The organism is Pinibacter aurantiacus (assembly GCF_019130065.1).
Lineage (GTDB): Bacteria > Bacteroidota > Bacteroidia > Chitinophagales > Chitinophagaceae > Pinibacter > Pinibacter aurantiacus.
On the sequence record NZ_JAHSPG010000006.1, the window covers coordinates 101,761 to 124,828 of the forward strand.

The 23,068-nt window shown below is 41.8% G+C and carries 20 protein-coding genes; 11 read left to right on the plus strand and 9 right to left on the minus strand.

The window, feature by feature from the left end:
* The first annotated feature begins 65 nt into the window (after positions 1–65).
* Both KTO63_RS10090 and KTO63_RS10095 read left to right on the plus strand, forming a co-directional pair.
* Entirely contained in the window at positions 66–2,177 is a 2,112-nt protein-coding gene (locus KTO63_RS10090) for a family 20 glycosylhydrolase (protein WP_217791143.1), read from the plus strand.
* 498 nt (positions 2,178–2,675) lie between these two features.
* Complete coding sequence (locus tag KTO63_RS10095) at positions 2,676–3,230, plus strand: ORF6N domain-containing protein (RefSeq protein WP_217791144.1); 555 nt, start codon at positions 2,676–2,678, stop codon at positions 3,228–3,230.
* Positions 3,231–3,309: 79 nt separating this feature from the next.
* On the opposite strand, the gene KTO63_RS10100 is transcribed toward KTO63_RS10095, so the two are convergent.
* Positions 3,310–4,158 carry a carbonic anhydrase family protein gene (locus KTO63_RS10100; RefSeq protein ID WP_217791145.1) on the minus strand — a complete coding sequence of 283 codons (849 nt, stop codon included), beginning with the start codon at positions 4,156–4,158 and terminating at the stop codon, positions 3,310–3,312.
* On the minus strand, positions 4,136–5,341 hold the full coding sequence (locus KTO63_RS10105) for a DcaP family trimeric outer membrane transporter (protein WP_217791146.1): 1,206 nt from the start codon (positions 5,339–5,341) through the stop codon (positions 4,136–4,138). The genes KTO63_RS10100 and KTO63_RS10105 overlap by 23 nt, the downstream gene beginning before the upstream one ends.
* A gap of 406 nt (positions 5,342–5,747) precedes the next feature.
* On the opposite strand from KTO63_RS10105, the gene KTO63_RS10110 reads away from it, so the two are divergent.
* The 3 genes from KTO63_RS10110 to KTO63_RS10120 all read left to right on the plus strand — a co-directional run bounded on the left by KTO63_RS10110 (position 5,748) and on the right by KTO63_RS10120 (position 12,034).
* A complete protein-coding gene (locus KTO63_RS10110) occupies positions 5,748–6,494 on the plus strand; it encodes a DeoR/GlpR family DNA-binding transcription regulator (protein ID WP_217791147.1) in 747 nt (248 codons plus the stop codon).
* Positions 6,495–6,833: 339 nt separating this feature from the next.
* A complete protein-coding gene (locus KTO63_RS10115) occupies positions 6,834–10,025 on the plus strand; it encodes a SusC/RagA family TonB-linked outer membrane protein (protein WP_217791148.1) in 3,192 nt (1,063 codons plus the stop codon).
* Between the two features lie 20 nt (positions 10,026–10,045).
* On the plus strand, positions 10,046–12,034 hold the full coding sequence (locus tag KTO63_RS10120; protein ID WP_217791149.1) for a SusD/RagB family nutrient-binding outer membrane lipoprotein: 1,989 nt from the start codon (positions 10,046–10,048) through the stop codon (positions 12,032–12,034).
* A gap of 157 nt (positions 12,035–12,191) precedes the next feature.
* Here the strand turns inward: KTO63_RS10120 and KTO63_RS10125 are convergent, their stop codons facing one another.
* Complete coding sequence (locus KTO63_RS10125) at positions 12,192–12,413, minus strand: hypothetical protein (protein WP_217791150.1); 222 nt, start codon at positions 12,411–12,413, stop codon at positions 12,192–12,194.
* Positions 12,414–12,604: 191 nt separating this feature from the next.
* Here KTO63_RS10125 and KTO63_RS10130 point away from each other — a divergent pair, with 191 nt between their 5' ends.
* The 4 genes from KTO63_RS10130 to KTO63_RS10145 all read left to right on the plus strand — a co-directional run bounded on the left by KTO63_RS10130 (position 12,605) and on the right by KTO63_RS10145 (position 17,610).
* Positions 12,605–13,363 (plus strand): L-rhamnose mutarotase, encoded by a 759-nt coding sequence (locus tag KTO63_RS10130; RefSeq protein ID WP_217791151.1) that lies wholly within the window; start codon positions 12,605–12,607, stop codon positions 13,361–13,363.
* An 85-nt stretch (positions 13,364–13,448) separates the two neighbouring features.
* Entirely contained in the window at positions 13,449–14,513 is a 1,065-nt protein-coding gene (locus KTO63_RS10135; RefSeq protein ID WP_217791152.1) for a Gfo/Idh/MocA family protein, read from the plus strand.
* Positions 14,514–14,661: 148 nt separating this feature from the next.
* Positions 14,662–16,251: a sodium:solute symporter family transporter gene (locus KTO63_RS10140; protein ID WP_217791153.1), complete on the plus strand. Its 1,590-nt coding sequence runs from the start codon at positions 14,662–14,664 to the stop codon at positions 16,249–16,251.
* 66 nt (positions 16,252–16,317) lie between these two features.
* Positions 16,318–17,610, plus strand: a complete 1,293-nt coding sequence (locus KTO63_RS10145) for a TlpA family protein disulfide reductase (protein WP_217791154.1) — start codon at positions 16,318–16,320, stop codon at positions 17,608–17,610.
* A 71-nt stretch (positions 17,611–17,681) separates the two neighbouring features.
* Here KTO63_RS10145 and KTO63_RS10150 read toward each other — a convergent pair whose 3' ends face one another.
* Entirely contained in the window at positions 17,682–18,728 is a 1,047-nt protein-coding gene (locus KTO63_RS10150; protein WP_217791155.1) for a fatty acid desaturase family protein, read from the minus strand.
* A gap of 83 nt (positions 18,729–18,811) precedes the next feature.
* Between KTO63_RS10150 and KTO63_RS26380 the strand changes: the two genes are divergently transcribed.
* Complete coding sequence (locus KTO63_RS26380; RefSeq protein WP_262901968.1) at positions 18,812–18,940, plus strand: hypothetical protein; 129 nt, start codon at positions 18,812–18,814, stop codon at positions 18,938–18,940.
* Positions 18,941–19,057: 117 nt separating this feature from the next.
* On the opposite strand, the gene KTO63_RS26265 is transcribed toward KTO63_RS26380, so the two are convergent.
* The 3 genes from KTO63_RS26265 to arr form a co-directional block, all read right to left on the minus strand.
* The gene (locus KTO63_RS26265) at positions 19,058–19,585 is read right to left on the minus strand and encodes a VOC family protein (protein ID WP_232373113.1); all 528 of its coding nucleotides are present in this window, start codon (positions 19,583–19,585) and stop codon (positions 19,058–19,060) included.
* Between the two features lie 13 nt (positions 19,586–19,598).
* Positions 19,599–19,946: a DUF2200 domain-containing protein gene (locus KTO63_RS10160; RefSeq protein ID WP_217791156.1), complete on the minus strand. Its 348-nt coding sequence runs from the start codon at positions 19,944–19,946 to the stop codon at positions 19,599–19,601.
* Between the two features lie 123 nt (positions 19,947–20,069).
* Positions 20,070–20,510 (minus strand): NAD(+)--rifampin ADP-ribosyltransferase, encoded by a 441-nt coding sequence (gene arr / locus KTO63_RS10165; RefSeq protein ID WP_217791157.1) that lies wholly within the window; start codon positions 20,508–20,510, stop codon positions 20,070–20,072.
* Between the two features lie 211 nt (positions 20,511–20,721).
* Here arr and KTO63_RS10170 point away from each other — a divergent pair, with 211 nt between their 5' ends.
* Complete coding sequence (locus tag KTO63_RS10170) at positions 20,722–22,002, plus strand: MutS-related protein (RefSeq protein WP_217791158.1); 1,281 nt, start codon at positions 20,722–20,724, stop codon at positions 22,000–22,002.
* Positions 22,003–22,016: 14 nt separating this feature from the next.
* Here KTO63_RS10170 and KTO63_RS10175 read toward each other — a convergent pair whose 3' ends face one another.
* Together KTO63_RS10175 and KTO63_RS10180 are read right to left on the minus strand one after the other, a co-directional pair.
* Positions 22,017–22,529, minus strand: coding sequence for a GNAT family N-acetyltransferase (locus tag KTO63_RS10175; RefSeq protein ID WP_217791159.1), 513 nt, complete (start codon positions 22,527–22,529; stop codon positions 22,017–22,019).
* Positions 22,522–22,989, minus strand: coding sequence for a MarR family winged helix-turn-helix transcriptional regulator (locus KTO63_RS10180; RefSeq protein ID WP_217791160.1), 468 nt, complete (start codon positions 22,987–22,989; stop codon positions 22,522–22,524). Before KTO63_RS10180 ends, KTO63_RS10175 begins: the two co-directional genes overlap by 8 nt.
* Between the last annotated feature and the right edge of the window lie 79 nt (positions 22,990–23,068).

The following is a 23,068-nucleotide window of genomic DNA, read 5'->3' on the forward strand; positions in this document are numbered from 1 at the left end:
GTCCGCAAGACATACACAAATTAGGAAGTTGTATAAAAAGAATATCAAAAAAAAATGGCTTACAGATGAAAGAATTTTTATTGCTGGTTGCTTTATTGACCGGTTGTTTTGTGTACACCAATAATGTAAATGCGCAGAACGAAGCCGAAGTCAATGCTTCTCCCTTTGTGATCCCGGCCTTGCGCGAGTGGAAAGGCGGCGTGAGTTATTTGGAGTGGCCAAACAATGTTAAGTTAGTTGTAGATCCTGCATACAGGAAAGCATTGCTACCTGTTGCAAAATTATTCGCTGAAGACCTCCATTTACTGTCGTCTGATATGCATCCGAAAGTCATCACCGGACAGGCATCGCCCGGTAATGTTTATTTCACGCTTCGGCCAAATGACAGCAGCCTGCCGGCGGAAGGATATGTGTTAGACATCAGCAACAGCATTCGTATTGATGCTAAAGATTCCATCGGTGCTATTTGGGCAACGCGGAGCCTGTTGCAAATATTGGAACGAGAGCATTTACATCATCGCATTCCCAAAGGAGTGGCCCGCGATTATCCTAAGTATGCTGTGCGAGGATTTGTATTAGATGTTGCACGCAAGTTTTTCACCATAGAGTTTTTAAGAGATTATGTAAAATTCATGTCGTATTACAAGATGAACGATTTTCAAATTCATCTTAGTGATAATGGCTTTAAAGACTTTTTCGGCGGTAACTGGGACAGTACCTATGCAGCTTTCAGATTGGAAAATACGACGTATCCCAACCTTACGGCCAAAGACGGCAGCTACTCAAAAGCAGAGTTTGTAGCGTTGCAGCAAATGGCGCAACGTTATGGTGTAAACATTATTCCTGAAATAGATGTCCCTGCACATTCCCTTGCCTTCAGTAAAGCTGTGCCCGGCATTGGCAGTAAGTTGTACGGACAGGATCATCTTGATTTGGATAATCCGCTTACTTATACCGTTGTTGACAATGTGTTTAAAGAATACTTGCAAGGTCCGAACCCTGTTTTCATAGGAAACGAAGTACACATCGGTACAGATGAATACGCAAAGAAGGAAGCTGAAAAATTCAGAGCGTTTACCGATCATTATATTCGATTTGTTGAAGGCTATGGAAAAAAAGTTCGTATGTGGGGATCGCTTACGCATGCTGAAGGCTCTACGCCTGTGAAGGTTGAAAATGTAACGATGAATCTTTGGTACAACGGCTATGCCGATCCCAAAACAATGTTTGATCTTGGCTACAAAGGCATCAGCACGCCCGACGGTTGGTTGTATATTGTGCCCGCTGCAGGTTACTACTACGACTATCTCAACACAAAAAAGTTGTACGACGAATGGACGCCAAACAGAATTGGCAAAGAAACCTTTGATGAAAATTATCCACTTTTAAGAGGCGGTTCTTTTGCTGTGTGGAATGACCATGTCGGAAATGGCATTACAGAAAAAGACGTGCATCATCGCGTATTTCCAGCCATGCAGGTGTTGTCACAAAAAATGTGGGGCGGTAGTGTGAAACCGATGGGTTACGATGATTTTGCCGCAAAAAGTAAACAAATAGGAGAAGGGCCGGGACTCAATATGCTGGGACGCCTTGCCGGCAAAGATTCGCTGGTGTTTTCTTTGGATACGAAAGAGAATGTAACCAAGATACACAATGCTCATTTTGACAAGACAAAGGAGGAGCTGGATTTAAAAGGAGATGACAGTTACCTCAAGACAAACATTACTGGTATAGGCTATGATTATACTGTAAGCTTTTGCATAAAACCATCGAAAGACAATTTGCCCGACGCTGTTTTGTTTTCATCAAAAGATGCCGTTGTAGTGTTGAACATGCAGGGTAGCGGCAAGCTGGGATTTTCCAGAGAAGGATATTCTTATAGTTTCAATTACGCGCCGCCTGCTGGTGCGTGGACACATATCACCATCAAAGGAAATAACAAAGGGACCTCGCTGTATGTGAACGGAGTACTTGCCGAAAAACTGGAAGGTGCCAAAAGAACATTTGCCAACGGCAAGCAGACAGCGAAAGTGCAAACGCTGTTTTTTCCTTTACAATACATAGGCAGCAATAGTAATGCCTGCAAAGCGCAAATCAGTGACCTTAAAGTTTTTAATCGCGAATTGGATGAAGCGGTTATTAAGGGCATTGCAGAGGAAGTCAAAAGTCAAAAGTAGAAAGTCAAAAGCTTTTTTATTCCGGTTTAACGAGTGTCTTTTTTGATGAAAAAGAAATCGTTAAATCGGATTTTTTTATCATATGGTGTGTTTGAATTTCTCGCCTAAATTTCTTGTCATACAGATTAGTTTTTCTTACACGCAGCCATTTTGCCCCGGAAATCGTCTAACGTTAATCAGTAATCGCAGTGGCTACGTCTTATGCGAAGTATTCTTGTTATGTGGAACCGAAAAATCAGTTTAAGGTCACAAAATTGTGACCTTAAACGTCTGAATATACAAACCCGTTTGAGGACGCAAATTGCGACCTCAAACGAAAATTGAGCGATTATTTGAGATGACAAATTGCCAACTCAGTATGAGGTCACAAATTGTGACCTCATACTGAGTTCGAAGTCGACTACTTTTTTAAGGTTGCAAATTGCGTCCTCAAACATGCGGTCACAATTTGTGACCGCATAATAAAGCAGAAATCAACAAATCTTTATAAATTATTTTATGCGAATCATTCAAAGTATTCAGAATCGAATTTATGAAATCAGAGGCGAGCGTGTAATGTTAGACAAAGATCTGGCAGCTCTTTATGAAACAGAAACCAAACGGCTAAAAGAGGCCGTTAATAGAAATATAAAGAGATTTCCAACTGATTTTATGTTTCAATTGACAAAAGAGGAATGGGAAGCTATAAGATATCAGGTGGATATGCTGGAATCGAATAGTTCTTTGAGGACGCAATTTGCGTCCTCAAAACGGGGCGGTATTAGATATATGCCTTATGTATTTACAGAACAGGGAGTCGCAATGTTAAGTAGTGTAGTAAACAGTGAGAAGGCTATAAGTATGAACATTGCCATTATGAGGGCTTTTGTCGAAATAAGAAAAACTCTTCTTGTTCAAAACGACTTGAAGGAACAGCTAAGATTGGTTAAAAACAAAATAGGAGAGCATGATGCCCAACTCAACCAGATCTATGACGCGTTAGAAAATATTTTGGACGAAAAAGCTGCACAGCGAAAATGGGAAGATCGCGACAGGATCGGGTTTAAGAAATAGCAAGATGTAAAACGGGCTTCTCAATTTTTTTAGGAAGCCCATTCCTGTGTAAAAACGTTTTCTATGCACCGGGTTATAATTACTGACTATATACTTTTCTATCGTTAATGGCCTGCACGTGCCTTGCATTATTGCCCTCCATTTTTTCAAGCGTCATGATCTGCTCTTCTGATGCTTCAACAACATGCTTCATCACAATCCATTGAACACTTTCTGTAAATGGTGGTGTAGTTAACGACCCCTTATAGGTGTAGTAAGATTTAAGGCCTTTGCTTTTGAATTCAGCAATAAGGTCATCAAGATTTACCTCGCCGGCATGTAGCTCAGTTTTTTCTCCCTCTTTTCCGGGAATCTTATTCAGGAACTCTTTGATGAATTTGTTTTCAGCCCCCATTTTAAAAAGCACCGCAATCACTAAATATTCATTCTTGTTTGCAGAATCAAGCAGGACATTTACTATGTGCATTTCCATGGGGAAAGTCATCCCGTCTACCAAATGCTCCGAAGGTGTATGAAAATGAAATTGTTTAGACGTATAATCTTTTCCATTCACAGTGCATTTGCTTCCGTCTTTGAAATCCAGTTCCACCGTGTGGCCAAGGTTTTGCGCAGCCTGAATGTCTGAATGAAAAACAAGTGAGATTTTTTCCTTTCCATTATTATCTGCTTTTGCAGAAATAATGTCGATGGGTGATTGCGAAAGATTATCTGTGTGCTTTGGAAGCGCATAGCCCTGTTCTATTTTGCTGTTGGCGTCGGGCGCTTCAGACTTTACTTCGTTGTCGCTTAACAACGTGTCTGCATGGGTAGGGGCGATTGAAGCACTCGAATCATGCATTTCCTTTTTCTCGTTAGGCCTGTTCTTGCATGCCAGCATGAACAGACAAAACACGATTAGTGGTAACCTATTGTGCAGTATTGTTTTCATAATAAAATTTTTGAGAGAAATTGAATTTGAATGAAAATTGAATTCTTGGATCCGTGGTTGTCCATCCATCGCTGAAATTTTTGCGATCGAGGTATTGGAGCTCCAATTCTATCATTACATCTTTTACCGGGGAATAGATTATGTTGGCTATAGCGTATTCGCCCATTTTAAAAGCAGAAGGCAATTGCCCGTTTGCATTGTCGATCTTAACAAAAGAATATCCGATGGTGCTGCTGATTTTTTTGTTCCAGTAATGATCATAAAAGCCAACAAAGCCAGTAATAGGCAGCGGTACCCCCTCAATGGGATTGGACCCTTCTTTCTTAATGCCAACATCGGCAGGGGCATCTCTTATATAGCTTTCAATGCCTTTTCCATAAAGTAGCTGTAAATGGATCATGTCCTGGGAAAACACTTTTATTCTTGAGCTTAAGTTTAGTCCCCACCCAGCTTTTCTGCCGCTGTAGTTGATTCCGGACGTATCGAGATCTTTCCACTGGAGTTGCCTTAGAACACCGGCCAGTTCTACATATCCCCACGGCTGTGCGATGCGGTATTCTGCAGTTAAATCTGGCAGGTGAAATACCGGCTTAACGTTTTTTAGCTCTACCATTTCCGTATATTGTCCTTCATCTGCAGTGCCACCAGGCTTTTCCAATGCAATTGTCAATTTTGTATCGCCCTGTATGGGCATATAACGAACCTGAAGACTACGGATAATTGCCATGCCATTCGGTCCCCAATATTCAAGATCATTGGGAAAAACATCCGTATCCACAAAGGGACTCCATGTTTGCCCTGCTCCGAATTTTCCCAGTTCTCCGTAGGCGTGCCGGAGACGAAAGGTCGTTTGCCCAGCATCTACACCTGATCCAAACAAATCAAATTCAAACAAGGTAGTCAGCGGGCCCAGGGGCGTTGGGACATAACTTCTCATTCCAAATCTTGTTTGGCGAACGCTGAAATAAAGTTGTCCGTCAGGGCCAAATTGATTTTTATAAGAAGGCAACTTCGTTGGTCGCGGCACATCATACCATTTAGGGTCCATTTGTTTGAAATCATAAATGACATCTGTGAGCAGAAATCCATAGATCTCAAGATTGGGCCGTTTTTTTGTATCCTCCGCTGCAGCTTTTTTATTTTTTATGGAGTCTGTAATGTGAGATTGTGCAAATGTCCTCATGCTTGTCGACATCACAGCCGATAAGAGAAATAATTTCAGTAAGAGCAAGAACGAGGCCGGGGGCTTACTGATCTTTTCAAAACACGCTTGCATAAGCGGGCATTATCAAGTGTAAAATTGAGATCTGATTGTAGTAAGAGAGGGGTACTGTAAAAGCAAGTTGCTCATAGAGCCAATTAATAAATAATAATTAATAGGCATAGCACCAAAATAAAAGAGCAGCACGCTGGTCTTTTAACACCAAAACCCCATTCACGGTTGACGACGGCGCCTATTTATTACTATTTTTTAATTAATTGCATCCGGTATTATCGGCAGAAAAACGCGTCTTTTTTGCAGGTTCATATTTTTTGCTGCAATGTTTTACGGTTTTTGTATATATTTAGTCCTTATAGCTCAGGCTAACATGCTAAAACCAGAACGACACGCTTTGATCCTGCATCAGGTAAATCTGCACAATAAAGTGCTTTCGACAAGCCTCAGCGAACTGCTGGAGGTGTCGGAAGATACTATACGTCGCGACCTCATGGAACTTTCCCGGGATGGGAAAGTTATCAAAGTACACGGAGGAGCGTTGTCACGGTCTTTTCACAAAAATGTAAAGGATAAAGAAGTATATGCGGTGGATAGTAAAAGATCCATTGCGGCAAAGGCATTGCATCTTATACAGGATGGCATGTTGATCTTTACTTCAGGTGGAACAACCATCCTGGAGCTGGCACGCATGCTGCCGGAAAGTTTACATGCGACCTTTGTTACAGGCAGTATACCTGCTGCCCTGGAATATATGTATCACCCAAACATAGAGGTGATCCTGTTGGGTGGCAAAGGATCAAAGAATTCAAAAATAACAGTAGGGGGGACAGCAATCTCGGCAATCCGGCAGATAAATGCGGATTTGTGCCTGATTGGTATTAATGCGATAGACCCTTACGCAGGTATAACGGACAGCGATTGGGAAGTAGTGGAAGTGAAACGTGCAATGATACAACAAGCAAAAAAGACGGTGGCTTTATCTATTTCGGAAAAGGTAAATAGTAAGGATCAATTACTCATTTGTGAATCTACTTCGATTGATGTGCTCATCACCGAACTGGATCCAAATGATGAAAGGCTTGCGGCGTATAGAAGCAAAGGCGTTCAACTTTTATAACACACACAATAATTCCTGAATAACACATGAGAAAACAACTGTTGATGACAGAGGTGCCTGCCCTGCTGATTACAAATCAGCAGCAGGCACCTCTAAATCTGGTGCTTAAAACCTTTAACACAAACAACCGCACCGCACCCCCAGTTGGCGCCGTCGTCACATACAAGGCTACGGAAATAAATGTCCGGCCCAGTTCATAAGGGTATTTCACCCAAACAAACAAGCACTTTAAAAACAATCAATTTATTTAATTCGAACCCGGCCCTGTCCGTAAATGAATAATGCACATGGCACAGGCGATGGGTATGCAAATTTTGTAAAAACCAAAATGTAAAAACTATGAGAAAGTGGAAGTTTTTTAGTTTGATCATGCTTGCTGTGTTTTGCATGATCACCAACAACCTGGCGGCTCAAACGGTTCCCATTACCGGAACAGTGCAGTCAGGTGATGGCACTCCGCTTGCGGGTGTAACAGTGCTTGTAGCAGCCACAAACAAAGCAGTTGTTACCGACAACGCGGGTAAATTTTCTGTCAACGCAAATCCAAATTCTACACTGCAATTCAGCTATGTAGGCTTTGTAACGCAAAATGTAAAAGCTTCGGCAGGTATGGTTGTGCACCTCGTAAAAGATGAGGGCCGCCAAATGGAGGACGTCGTAGTAACCGCAATGGGTGTTAAAAAAGAACGGAAAGCCCTAGGGTATTCCGTTACAGACATCAATGCCGGAGAACTGATGAAGAACAAAAACACCAACCTCGTGAACTCACTAAACGGTAAGGTGCCTGGTGTGAACATTACACAATTCAGTGGTTCTGCGGGTGCCGGTGCTTCCATTACCATTCGTGGTGGTAACTCTACATCAGATGGAAGGCAAAACCAGCCTTTGTTTGTTATAGACGGAATTATATATGACAACTCAACTACTATTAGCGGTAATACAGGTACGGATGGTTTGTCGCGCAGCAATACCACTTATTCAAATCGTATCATGGACGTAAACCCTGAAGATATTGAAAACCTGTCTGTGCTGAAAGGTGCGGCTGCTGCTGCATTGTACGGATCAAGAGCTGCAGATGGTGTGATCATCATCACTACAAAAAAAGGAGCGGAAGGCACTGTAAAAGTGAATGTGAGTAGCAAGATCAGTACTTCCTGGGCAAATAAATTACCAGACGCACAAACAACATTTGGCAACGGTTCGTACTCAAGCAACGGTGTATATAACAATAACTCGTATGCCAGCAATCCTCTTTCCGGAAGTACATTGCTAATGTATAGTTCATGGGGACAAAAGATCGCAACTGACTCGATTTACGATAACATTGGCAACTTCTTTCAGCATGGTGTTATTTATGATAACAACGTAAGCGTTTCCGGTGGATCAAAGAACGGTTCTTTTTATCTGTCCGGTTCTAATTTCAATCAAACAGGTATAGTGCCAAGCACAGGTTTTAAGAAGACTACTTTTCGCTTTAATGGCGAGCAAAAATACGGTCGCCTTACTGTGAATGCAAATGCTGCTTATTCAAACGCCAACACTGACAGAACATTGACCACCTCTGGTTTGTATGCAGGTGGCGGCGGCGGTGCAATGGGCGGTGTATATAGCTTTCCGCAGGTATTCAACATGAAGAATTATGTAAATCCTGATGGAACACAACACCGGATATATGGAGGAACAGTGCCTTTGGAAAATGATATCGATAATCCATACTGGATCGTTAATATGGATAACCTGACATCGCAGACAAAACGTTTCACCGGAGGTATCAATGCAACTTTTAAAATTGCAAACTGGTGGGATGTTATTGGTCGCGTAGGTTATGACCAGTACAATACGAACGACTATACATACATTGCTCCGGGATCTGCAGTCAGCCCATTGTATCAAAATGGCCGCCTGAGTAAAAATGGCATTAGTTACTCTTACGTAACAACAACGGTGATGAGTAATTTCCATAAATCATTTGGAGATTTTGATACCCACCTGATGCTGGGAACAACGTCAGAAAAAACAGATGTTGCCAATCAAAATCACTGGGGTTATAATTTCATCACAGCGGGATCTATTAACTTCAATAATATAGCAACAACCAATCAGTTCTTTAAAGATGGCGTATCGCAAAAACGACTGGTGGGAGCTTACGGAGAAGTAGGTCTTTCATATAAAGACATCGCCTACATTACCGCAACCGGACGTAATGACTGGTCATCTACATTGCCGTTGGATAACAGGTCTTATTTTTATCCTTCTATCAGCGGTTCATTCGTTTTTACTTCATTGCTACCTAGAAATTCAATTCTTTCTTTTGGTAAAGTGCGTGCAAGCTGGGCGCAGGTTGGTAAGGATGCAAACCCTTATGCAACGCTCACTTACCTGAACAATCCGATCAGCATTGGTTCATTTACAGGTGTGGGTAATCAGTACTCAAGCGGTAATCCTAATCTGTTGCTTGAGTTGCAAAAATCATGGGAAGTTGGTGGTGAGTTTAGATTCCTGAATGGCCGCATTGGTTTGGATTATACTTACTATCACAGCGAAACAGAAAACCAGATCGCTTCACCACGTTTGTCTAACGCTTCAGGATACATTTTTAAATCAATCAACTCGGGTTCTGTAATTAATACAGGAATGGAAATCTCACTTACAGGTAAACCGATTGTTAAAAAAGATTTCGGATGGGATGTAACATTGAACTGGTCCTACAATAAAGGCAGATTGGGAACCTTCCTTACAGGCGTAACTTATTTTTATCCAACAGATGCCCAGTTCGGAACAATACAAGCAGCCTCTGTTCCTAACGGCGGATACTTTCTTGGCATGACCGGTTCAACATGGTATCGTGAACTGGATGCGAATAAAGTTGAAATGCCAGGTGGACGCTACCAGGTGGATCCTACAACAGGATTGTATAAAGTGAATGCTACCAGTCCGGTGGTTGGTAATCGCGAGCCTGACTTTATTGGTGGTTTGAACAATACGTTCCGCTATAAAAGATTCTTGTTGTCATTCCTTCTGGATTTTCGCAAGGGTGGAGACATCTATAACGGTACCGAGTATGCGATGATTACAAATGGTTTAAGCAAACAAACGTTGCTAGGTGACCGCCAGTCGGTAACTGTAACCGGCGTTAACAGCCAGACAGGCGCTGATTTTAGCCAGACCTATACTGCAGGACAGAACTATACCATTAACGGCGTAAACTTTGCCGGTTCTTACATGATCCAGCAATACTGGTTGAACTATGCAGCTAATTCAATGAACTTTATCCAGTCTGTTAACTGGTTGAAACTTCGCTCCCTGTCATTAACGTATGACTTTGGTGGCATCTTAAAGAACAAAAAAATCATCAAGGACCTTTCAGCAACAGCAGTGGGCACCAATTTATTTACATGGACAAACTACAAAGGAATGGATCCTGAAGTGAGTGCGGCAGGTGGTACAGGAGGATCTGGTTCTACAGGTATCGACTACCTGGGAGTGCCTGCAGTAGCGAGTTTCACGTTCGGAGTAAATGTTACGTTTTAACCAATGAAAAAAAGAAAATTATGAGAACTTCAAAATATATTATACTTGGTTGCTTGCTCGCCGTGGGTATGACGTCGTGTAAAAAGTGGCTCGATGTAAATACGGACCCGAGCAGCCCAAACAATGCAAGTGCGGCAATACAGAACAGGCTGCCTTGGATCGAACACTTTTATCAATACACTTCCGGTGTTTCCAATTATCGTGCTGCGGCCCAGGCTGGCGTTTTCTACAGCACTAATGGTACCAGTGGCGTTCAGCTTAGTACTACCTGGACCTCACACACCGGTAACACTACGTCTTACCAGACATGGTTTGTAGAAGTAGCCTCCAATCTTAATGATCTCTACAATACCGCACAAAAGCAAAATGCCTATCATTACATGGCGGCCGCCGATGTGTTCCATGCATTAGGGTTCATGCAGATGCTTGATCTTTATGGTGAAATGCCTTATACGCAAGCGATCTCCCAAAATCCAAGCCCTGCATATGACGACGGCAAAACGATCTACAACGGATGCATGGCAAAACTGAACGAGGCCATTAGCTTGTTCAATAAACCGCAAGATGCCTCTGTGCCATCGCTTGCTTCAGGAGATTTGTGGAACGCTGGCAGTGTGGACAAATGGATAAAATTATGTTGGGGATTGAAAGCCCGCTACATGCTCAAACTTTCAAAGAAATCGGATCTGTACAATGCAGATTCAATTTTATATTGTTTGTCAAAAGGTCCGCAATCTATTACTGATAACACTGTTGGACCGGGCTTCAACAATAGCACCGTGACAGATTACCTGATAGGCGATCCGGTTGTTACAAACGGTAACTTTGATTATGCTGCATATGGTAGTACGCAACGTCTCTCAAAATATTATTGCGACATGCTTACGAATATGCGTGGTTCTGGTGTGATCGATCCCCGCATGACCAAAATCGTGCCCGCATCAATGGCAAATGTTAAACTGGATGCAGGTGGCAGGGTAGCATCTTATACCTGGCAACGTGCCATCGGAGTGGATGTATTTGGTGCTGCAGCAAGACTGTTAAAAGGTGGCGCAACCTCGATCACATCCGTAACCTATGCGACAAAGAATACGCCAATCGCATACAAGATCACCAATACAACGGACCGTACAAATTTTATCAATGACCAGACAACGTACGGTCGCACTTTCACAGTTAGCAATGATACAGTGACGGTAACTTATAAAGCGGGCTCTTATTACATTAATAGCACCAACTACATATTAGCAGGAGATACCGCGTATGTAAACCTTCGCAGCAGTGCCATTGCAACATCAGGTATTCCGGCACAGGGACCATCGGATGTTAGCTGGTATCAATCAGCCGCTGCCTTTAATGCAGGTGTTGTTGCTTCCACAGGTTCCTTCCAGGTTCGCCCGGTTTCAGATCAGGAGATTTTGACCTATCATGAAATGTGTTTCATAAAAGCAGAAGTCTACATGCGCAAAGGTGACGCCGCAAATGCTTATGCCGCATACACGGCCGGTATTCAAGCACACATGGATATGATGCAGGCCAAGCTTACATCATGGCAGGCAGCAGGATACACTGCTACCAATCCTGACATGGCGCCAATGAAAGCAAGTGATATTTCAGCGTATATGACAAGTGCGGCAGTTTCTCAGGGCGACATAACTATGTCGGACATTATGTTGCAAAAATACCTGGCAATGGGTTGCAGCATTGAAAACTGGAACGATATGCGCCGGTTTAACTTTAGCGCAGGAAACATTGGAAGCTTTGGTGTGGTTTATCCTGGAATAAACAGAGGGCCTTTATTTGCGGGTACCGCGGCATACACCGGAACAACGCTCGCGGATCCAAGATATTGGCCGCGTCGCTGGAGTTTACCTACAACTATCGAGTTGAGATATAACTTAAACAATGCCACTGCACTAAATGCACACGTGTCTGATCAAAATATCTGGAGCATGCCTGTTTGGTGGGATTGTGCGACAGATGCTGAATACAGCGGATATTTGAAATAGTGATATAAGCAGTTTATAGTGTCGAAATATATGCAAGTTGTAAATGGCCCGGTTATTCCGGGCCATTTCTGTAGGGGCGAATCGCATTCGCCCTGTTCCACAAACGGCGAGTCGCCAATTGTAGAGCAGGGCGAATGCGATTCGCCCCTACAAATTATTATCGAATGTATTTGTCTATCAATTTGCCAATCTCCCCTGCAAGTGCCTGGTTACCTTCGGGTACAGAGTTCCATATAGCCCCCATGAAAGTTTGAATTCGTTTGAGGAACAACGGAGGACGATTTTCAAATACAGCCTTGTAAAGATTCTCTGCCGGGTTGCCAACCTTTTCCACAGATACAGGCTTCCCTTTGAACACTACTTTAAATGTATTTGCCATAACTAAATTTACTCCTTTTTTTAAAAGCGAAACCATCCTGTACTGTCCTGCTCAAATGTAGCTATGACCAGGATTGCCATAAAAATTACATGACTAAATCAAAAGTGTATAAATGACAATTATTATATTTGAAATGAATTCTGAGGAACTGATGGCCGATCCATCAACTTCGCAAAAGGATAAGCTTGCTGATGAAAAAAATATTTCAACGTTCATGCTGCTCTAATATTTATTTGAAGCTGGTTTGGGTTTTCATGGCAGGACTCATTTCTTGCCAGGAACACAATGCCCCTGCGGCTTCATCTTCTAATGTCATCAGTGTAAAAACAATTGCATCAACTCCTGCCATTGTTGAAGTGATTGATACTGCGGGCAAGATGTTACAGCCCGATTCCCTGATTGCTATCGGCAAAAAAAATGCACTTCCTCTGCCAGGTGTATATCAATGGAAAAATCATTTGGTTTTGTATGCTGCTATCGATGATTTGGAAAATGTTCAAAAGCAAACTCATGCAGCATATCCAAACGCGGAGGTTAAAGTTTATCAGCATCCATTTTATAATTTCAATCGCAAACATTGTGGTGATACGACTTCTGCAAAAGAGTGGGACAATATCATACTTACGGCCAACCTTGTAAGAGATACCGCTTTGCAACGCGAATATCTCGACTATCATGCCACGCAATTTGAAAAATGGCCCGAAGTTTCCAAAGGCTTTTGTAATGCCAGTTTTCAGCAATTACTGGTGTATAAAAATGACAGGCAGTTAATGCTCGTGATCAGTATTCCCAAAGGTGCAAGCCTCGACGAATTAAATCCAAAGACAACAGAAAACAACCCGCGTGTAGACGAATGGAACCAACGGATGAAAAAATACCAGGAAGGAATAACGGGGACGGGGCCTGGGGAAACGTGGGTGTTTTTAAAACAATTAAGAATTAAGAATTAAGAATTCATTCTGTGTGGCATCGGAGAGACATATAAATTGTCCTTGATGCAAACTCAAAACTCATCACTCATAACTAACAAGTCAAATGTTACAATTAGGCATACTTGGACTCGGAGAGGGCAGAAGCACAATGTCTGCAGCCCTGCAAAGCAAGAAGTACAAATTGAAAACCATTTGTGATGCAAAAGATGAACTTTGCAAACAGCGCGCAAAGGAGTTTGATTTTCATCAATACACTACCAATTACCAGGAGATGTTGAATGATCCGGAAATTGATGTGATTGCGATTTATACACCTGATCATTTACACGCACAACATGTGAAGCTGGCATTGCAGCATGGCAAACACGTGATTTGTACAAAACCTTTTATAGATGATCTTGCCGATGCAAAAGAATTGCTCGAACTAAGTGAGCAAACAAAGAAGAAAGTGTTTGTTGGTCAAAGCTCCCGTTTTTTCGAACCGGCAAAAAGACAAAGAGCAGATTTCGAAGCAGGATTGCTTGGGGAATTGATTACCATTGAAAGCCACTATCACGCAGATCACCGTTGGTTTTTGGAAAAGGGATGGTCGTTGCAACAATCATTCAAATGGTTGTATGGAGGTCTCAGTCATCCTGCAGATTTTATTCGCTGGTACCTGCCGGATATTGAAGAAGTGATGGGCTATGGCATGATCAGCAGCAATGGAAGAAAAGCAGGCTTGAAAAATGAAGATACCATGCACTTTATTTTTAAAGCAGCAGACGGACGCATTGCACGCGTGAGTGGCGCGTACACAGGACCTACACAGCCTGCACAACGCGATAGTGGCATGAGTTGCATCTTGCGCTGCACAGAAGGTGCAAGCCAGGCAGATTATCATGAATTGCGCTACAGTGTGACGGATAAAACAGGTGAAGAGAAAATCGTAGTGTGGGGCGATTCCACACTCAAACATTATTTCCGTTTTGAAGGGCAGAGTCATCATGCCGGAGAATACCAGAATTACCTTGAATATTTCGCTGATGCTATCGAACAGGATTTTGTTGCCTATCCGGATATGAAAGAAGGAATCGGTACAATTGCATTGTTACAGGCAATGGATCGTAGCCTGAAAACAGGGCAGCCGGTGAAGGTGAAAGATGTGTTGAAGGAGCATGGGCTTTGAATGCTGAACGCCAAACGCCAAACGCCAAACGCCAAACGCCAAACGCATAACGCAGCGAGCTGAGCTATCGGAAATTGCGTTAAGCATTAAGCGTTCGGCGTTAAGCCACTTAATAAAACTAACAACAAACAACTAACTAAAGCTTGCCGTGAATAACATTGTAGAACGCCTAACAAGGCTGGATTATGCCATTGTTGTGGCTTACCTGATTATTTTGATAGTGATTGGTTACAGGGCCAGCTTCAGTAAAAAGAAGAAAACTGGAGAGTCACTTTTCCTCGCCAGCAAATCATTGGACTGGCCGAGCATCGGATTCAACATGTGGGGCACAAATGTAGGGCCCTCCATGTTGCTCGCTTTTGCAAGCATTGGCTATAGCACCGGCATTGTGGCGGTGAATTTTGATTGGTATGCTTTTGTGTTTTTACTGTTGCTCGCAATGGTGTTTGCGCCCCGCTATCTCGCCGCGAATGTAAGTACGATGCCAGAGTTTATGGGCAACCGTTATGGTGATTCGACACGCAATATCTTAGCGTGGTATGCACTCATTAAAATATTGATCTCATGGCTTTCACTAGGGTTGTTTGCAGGAGGTTTCCTGGTCAGGCAAATATTAGGCATACCCATGTGGGAGTCAGTTATTGTACTCGTGTTGTTTGCCGGATTGTTCGCGTTTGCCGGTGGATTAAAAGCCATTGCCAAAGTGAATGTTTTCCAAATGATTTTGCTGATCTGCGTTTCGCTCACGCTTACTATTATGGGTGTATCGAAAGTAGGTGGCTTATCAAAAGTATTTCATAGTGTGCCGGGACACTATTGGAATTTGATTCGTCCCGCTTCTGATCCTAAATATCCGTGGTATGCAATATTGTTGGGTTATCCTGTAGCGGCTGTAGCATTCTTCTGTACAGATCAGGCGATGGTGCAATCGGTGCTGGGCGCAAGGAATTTAGAACAGGGACAACTCGGTGTAAACTTTATCGGATGGTTGAAAATACTGTCGTTGCCTTTGTTCATCCTTACAGGTATTTTGTGTTTTATTTTATTTCCGCATTTGAAAGATCCGGCAGAAGCATACATGACAATGGTAACGCATCTCTTTCCGCCGGGCATGAATGGTTTGGTAATTGTAGTGTTGATAGCCGTACTTGTAGGAACTATCGGTTCTTCGCTTAATTCACTGAGTACAGTTTTTACGATGGATGTGTACGCAAAGAAGATCAATCCAAACGCAACGAATGAACAGATCATTAAAGTGGGAAGAATGACGGTAGTTGCCGGTTGCCTGTTTGCCATAATGATGGCTCTGGCAATAGACAGCATCAAAGGTTTGAACTTGTTTGATGTGTTTCAATCGGTACTTGGTTTTATTGCACCACCATTGTCTGTTGTGTTTTTGCTGACTGTTTTCTGGCAGCGCACGACACGTAAAGCGGTAAATGCAATACTTTCATTTGGCTCTGCATTCAGTCTCGGCGTGGGTGTGTTGTATCTGTGGGTGCTTACGCCGGATAAATATCATTTCTGGCCGCACTATTTGTTGTTGTCTTTTTTCATTTTCTTATTTCTCCTTATTGCAGCTGTCGTGATTTCATTGTTTGATCCATCACCAGTGGTGATGGACAAAGAGGCACATGCAACACATGATCTTCCAAAGCCAACAAAAAAAGTTTGGAGAGCGTGGATATTGCTGATCATTACGATGCTAGCACTGTATGTTATTTTTAATGGGCATTGATAAACAAAATGATTTTTTTCAAAATACAAACCTTGTTTCCAACCATTAACCTTAATCTCTAAACGCATGAAACCTTTCTTATTGGCTGCGGCGCTTATGTACACAGCGTTGTCGTTCGCTCAAAAAAGTGATGAACTGACACTGCCCATTACTTATGTCTCCGGCTTTGGCTCATTTGATCCCGCATATGGTGGTTTGAATTTTATGGAACCTCCTGTAGATCATCCGTTTTACAAAGCAATAAAGGCTCTTCAGTTTAAGGGCATTCCATCTGGCTTAAAGAACGTTAAAAAGGGTTTTATATTTATCGATGCTGAGCAGTGGGTGTATCAAACCTACCGCTCGGGGAACCTTTCGAAGGAAACATTCGAACAAGTTGTTGCAGAACAACAAATGAATCTTTCATTCAGAAGTTTGACCGCGGATTCTATTGCTTGCCTGGTTTTGATTGTAAAAGGTACTGACGAAAAAGGGGACGAAAAACTATTGGTGGACTACAACAATAATGGTGATTTTAGCGATGAAGAACCTGTTATTGTTCCGCAAACAGCCCCGCTTTGGAAAGTAGACAGTCTTGTCAGGTACTCAAAAAATGTAAAGTACCAGGTTGGTAAAACCGCTTCAAAACAAATACCATTGTTGATTTTCAAGACTGGAAATAATTATATGTATTGTTTTTCTCAGTACGCAGTAGCGAGTTTTAAACAAGGTAGCAATACGTATAAAATTGCGGTAAGTCATGGGTTTGTTTATCCGTCGTTTTGGACTTTTCAGGCAGGCTTATGTTTAAGTGATAAGCTCGATAAAAATGCGCTTGTGAAAAGAAATGAGTTTCTTAATGTGGGCAACCAATTTTACAGTGTAACAGGAGTAAATGTAAATACAGATATGCTGCTGTTGAAGAAAGCCGCTGTCAATGGTAAGAATATTGAAAGCTCACAGGTTGGCTATCGCGCAATACAATTTACGGGGAAAGATATCTTGAGTGATAAAACTATTGCGCTCGGTAACTACAGTGGTAAATATGTGTTTGTTGATTTCTGGGGCAGTTGGTGTGGCCCTTGTTTGGGCGAAATTCCGGCACTAAAAGAAATATATGCTAAGATGGATTCTTCGAAGATTGATTTTGTTGGCGTCGTTGGAAAGGATACGCTTCTAAACGCCAGAAAAGCAATTGTGGAGAAAGAAATACCATGGCCGAATGTCTTGTCTGATAAAGAAAATTTAATTGTCGAAAAGTATCACAACTTAGCTTATCCCAAAGGTTTATTAATTGGCCCTGATGGTAAAATAATTGCAACTGACTTGCATTCCTTTACACTTAAGTCAAAATTAAAAGAGCTGGGTTTGTTGCAGTAAAACAAACTTTGTCTTTTGCTGTTCAGGACACCCGTTGGAACATCCTGAACAGCAAAAGAAAGTATGAAATATTAGGAAGCTAATCTCTTGGTACGCTCACGCATCAATTGAATCGCTTGTTCACGCGAATCGAACATGCCATTAATGTTTACAAGGTTATCAGCAAGTTTATCGTATCGTTTAGTCATAAGGTAAATGAACACATGTAAGTAGTGGATGCCGTCAAACACGATCGCTTTCTTTTCCGCGAATTCATTTCTGCGTTTCCAAAACTCATTCGGCATTTCTGTATAGTGCATGCCCGGGCGCAGGTGATGAATGATGTGGTAGCCATCATTCCAGCAAATATGGTTGTATTTGGTATTGATGCAGTTAATTGAGTTTGTATAAATGTCGTCAGGGTTAGTATGGTCAATAAACGAATGCTGCGTCCAGTTTCCAAGCATCATCACAAAACGGGCGAACGCCAATGGGATCACAAAAACAACCAGCGTCGCTTTTAAGTTTACAAAGCACATGCCTATGCAAAACAAAATATACAACCACTCCCCAAGAGTGAATCTTGTGTACAATGTTTTTCTTTTGCGGTCATACAAGTATTGGAAAGTCTCTTTAAAACCAAGCAAAACAAAATTGAAGAAATAGGAAAGAAAACTTCTGAAGCTGTCACGCTGATAAAACATTGTACTGCTGGAATCCTCTTCTGTATTGTTTTCTACGTGGTGCATGCCAAGGTGATGGCTAAAGTAACCTTCCGGCGCGTGGCCAAAAAACGGACACACTAGCCAGGTAATATAAAAGTGAAATTTGTTTTGATAAGAAGTCTTGAATGTTTTGCGATGGCACAGACAATGAAACATCAATCCAAATCTTCCCTTAAAATAGAACTGCGAAATATAGAAATAGCCCGCGGCAACCAGCCACCACGCCCAGCCCGTCAGCACATTGGTAAATAGCAGAATGGCAATAGGGGCAACAGTTAAATGTATGATTGTCAATAAATGAATAAAGGGAAGATCACGTTTGTCATTCATAAACCTAAGCCAGAATCCATCGTATGCGGTTTTCTCATAGGTAGGATCGTAAGTAGGGTCAGTAACGGCCTGTAATAGCTTCATTATTATTTTTTAGGATTTAACAATTATCTAGCTTGAAAGGAGAAGGTGTTAGAAAGCTGTAATATAAGCCTAATAATTGTCATATGAACACGCACGGTGTTAAAAGAATGGTTTTGTCTGTTAAAGTAACAGATATGTTCAGTGAAAGCGTTGCCAGTGTTGGATTGTTCGCTGTTCGGGATGTTCCGAAGGGCATCCCAAACAACAGATAACGGGGAATTAAATCCCTGGGTTGGGCAGCACCATTGTTCCTTCATAAAACGCATTGGATTAAAATCCTTTTTATCGATGCTTCGGGATGCCCTTCGGAACATCCCGAACAGCAGCGTTTATTTCGTCGTCTCGCTTCCCATTTGTTTGCCTAATTTTTCATACTCGACATCATTTGGCTCCCAAAGCTCTATTTTGTTGTTTTCCGGATCAAGAATATGAACGAATTTTCCGTATTCAGCCGATTGAACGGAGTCTGTAATTGTTACGCCATTTTTCTTCAATTCTTCCAAAAGAGCTGCCATGTTTTCAACCCTGTAATTGATCATGAACTCTTTTGTGGAAGGCTCGAAATATTTTGTTGTTTCCTTGAAAGGGCTCCATTGTGTAAAGCCTTTTTTTGTACTGTCTGCGCCCTGGTACCATTCAAACACAGCGCCATACTGATTGGTGTTCAGTCCGAGATTTGCCTTGTACCATTCTCTTACTTTCTTTGGGTCCTTGCATTTGAAAAAAATGCCGCCAATGCCGGTTACTTTTTTTATCGAAGCGTGTTTATCAGATTGATTTGAAATGATGCTCTTAAATGCGAAACCAAAACAAAATGATGTCGCAATAATTAAGATCAACAATGGTGTCTTTTTCATTGTACGTTTATGTTTATTTGCGCAATATTTTTTCCATTGCCTTTCCTTTCGCCAGTTCATCGATCAGTTTATCCAGGTAGCGAACCTGTTGCATTAGCTTGTCTTCAATATCTTCCACGCGGTAGCCACATATAACGCCGGTAATTTTTGAAACGTTCGGATTTAGCTTTGCATTCGCAAAAAAAGTTTCAAAGTCTGTCTTGTTGTCAATGATTTTTTGCAAAGCTTTTACATCATATCCCGTGAGCCAGAATATAATGTGGTCAACTTCTTCTTTTGTGCGTCCTTTTCTTTCCACTTTTTTGATGTAAAGTGGATAAACACTTGCGAAAGACATTTTGTATACGCGGGTATTGTCCATTTTTTTTAATTGAGAGTTGAGAATTGAGAGTGGAGAGTTGAAAGTGGAGACTAGAAGCTGGGTTGCTTTAATTTTGGCTGTTTGAAATTAAAGAACTCTCAACTCTCCACTCTCAATTCTCCACTATTCTATCGCTTCGATTCCCTGCGCCTTCAGCTTCTCTAGCGCGTCCTTCATTGCCTTCACTTGTTCCTGTGAATGACTTTGCCAAATGGTGACTTCGCCCACCACTTTAAAAGGGTGCAGAGAGCGGAACGACTTTGTCGGGTTGCCTGGAAATTTTTTATCGGTTAAATTCGGATCGTCTTCTATGGGACCTGTGGCTTCGACCAGGTATATTCTTTCGCGCCCATCGCCTGCAGCCAATTCCGCTCCCCAAACAGCGGCATCAAGCGTAGCGGAGAGATAAATGTATTTTGCTTTTCTCTGTTGGCCGTAATTTGAATTAAAATTAATATCGATCATATCCCCGATTTTCAGGTCAGCCCTTGTTCCGTGAAAATATGTCTGGGCAAAAGGAGTGTGGCCCGGTGGATTTGGCTTTGCTTCAATTTTGTTTTCCATGGCGTTTTTTTTGCAGATTTTTTCGATCGGGAGTGAAATGCCTACAGTAAAAATATATTAATTAGCTGAAAGATTTATTGCCTGCAAAGATTCATCGTGAAATCGTAAACCTTCTTTAAAAAAATAAAGAAAAGTTATTATTATGATCGAGATGGCTTTTTCTGTTTTGTGTTTCTTAATTTTCAACCACACACTTTAATGCCTGACTTACATGAACTTTGACGACTTAAATATTCAGAAAGAGATCATTCCTTTATTCGATACATTCCTGAATCGAAGAAGCAGGGAAGCTCTTGAAAGCATCTTTGCCGATATGCCGGCAACACTTGAAGATGTATTGTACAGGCAACAAATTATTTCCGCCATCATTTCAAATAGGAAGAGGATAAGGTCGATTGCTTCAATCAGGTCGGATATTGAAGATGCCTACCGTTTTTGTAAAGCAATTGGAGAAACACATCAGGAACTTTTTAGTGACAATATAAATGCAATCATTGTTCGTCTTTTATTTAACAGTCCATCCCGTGCACGGCTAATCAGTGGTGCAATACAGCTGGGACATGTTTTGAAAACAATGGACGAAAGATATTTTACGACATTGAAAGTTGATTTTTTCCCCCAGGCGTACGGGTTGGAAATGTCAGGTGCGCTTGGTTTTTTGAACAGTCTCAGATCGTTTTATAGTGTGGAAGGGTTTACCACCGGCAATCTGCCGCGCCGTAAATATCTGCTATTCTTAAAGCAGGTTGCAATGCATGTTACTGAAATGGAATTGTTCTGGAAGTTTTTCTTCAGGTTCGACGCCTATGTGTCCATTGCAGGAACCATGGAGTCAAAAGGGTTTTGCGTGCCGGTATTTCAGGATTGGGGAATAGCAATTGACGACGTCTTTCATCCGTTTTTGGAAAAGCCTGTGAGAAATAGCATTTCAAGTAAAGCCGGTATTATACTTTTAACCGGGGCGAATATGTCCGGTAAATCCACCTTTTTGAAAGCGATAAGCATGTGTGTATATCTGGGGCACCTGGGCATAGGTGTACCTGCATCCAAATGCGTGATGCCATATTTCAAGGACATTGTTGTAAACATTTATAGCAAGGATAATTTGCAGTCGGGCCTAAGTCATTTTATGTCAGAAGTAAAGGCTTTAAAGAGTGCCGTATTAAGTGCAGAGAAAGGGCAACATGTATTTGCAGTGATGGACGAACTTTTTGCAGGAACAAATACCCAGGATGCAGAAGCATTATTGCAACTTACCATCGAGGGTTTGAAGAAGTATTCTAAAGGACTGTTTATTATTTCGACGCATTACAGCCAGCTAAAAGAGTTTGTGGCAAGCAGGCCGCATCTGTCAGCCAGCTATTATCTGGACGCAACATTGGAAAATGGATTTCCTCGGTTCAACTATCAACTGAAAGAAGGCTGGTCGAATCATAAGTTTGGCATGCTGTTGTTCGAGAAAGAAGGTCTGAAAAAACTGTTCGAGTTGTAGATTATTCTAGTTCTCTACTTAACATTTATTAGGTCATAACGCTGTTCCATCAATGGTTTGCCGAATGCGGTTGAAGGTTTTTCCTCTGTTAGTTCGAAACCATGTCTTTTGTATAACGATGCTGCTGAATACAACTCGTTAGTGGTCCATAAGTACGAAGATTGATATCCTTTTTCTTTCAGGAAATCGATATAGAGGTTCATTAATTTTTTGCCCAAACCAATTCCTCTGTATTCAGGTTCGATGAGGAAATAGCGAAGCTGGGCTGCATTGTTTTCGCGATGCATCAGCAATACAAATCCAACGATTTTGTTTTCATGCTCACATATCCAAACCCTGTCCATTGCAGGATCATAGCTGCTATAGAACTCATACAAACCGGCACCAACGTATGTTTCAAATGATATGCCGTAGTTGTATTCGGAGTGATATAATTCTCCGTGCCTGTAGATCACGTAACCCAGGTCGCCGGGCATTAAGTCTGTCCTTATCGTGATGTCATCTAAAGTTGCGTTTATCTTATTCATTTTGCAGGCTTTTTTTAAGTAGTTTTTGTATTCCGGAAATTTTCTTTACCAGCTCGTCACACTCTTTATCGGATAGCTTTTCAAACAAGGTCGCAATCTGTTTTTCAGAAGCTTTGTCCAACGTTTCAAACTCTTTTTTGCCCTTTGGTGTCAATTGTAACATAATGGCTCGTTTGTCAATACCCGAACTAACTTTATTGATCAGTTTGTTTTTTTCAAATCCTTTGAGAATGCGACTCAGGTAGCTTTTGTCAATATCGATCTGCGCAATAATATCCGACGCCGTCATGCCACGATTGTGATACAGCTCAAACATTATACGTACTTCCGGCAGTGAATAATTGCTATGTAAAATATGCCGGTCGAGCAAACCGATAATGTTTGTATAGAACCTGTTGAAGGCCCTGATTTCCTGGATATGTTTTGCATTCATGCCGTAAATATACGAAATAGTGGACAAAGTCAACTAAATTTGATTGAACGCTTAATGCAGAACGCTTAATGCTGAACACACACAGCACGTCATTTCAATAATGAAT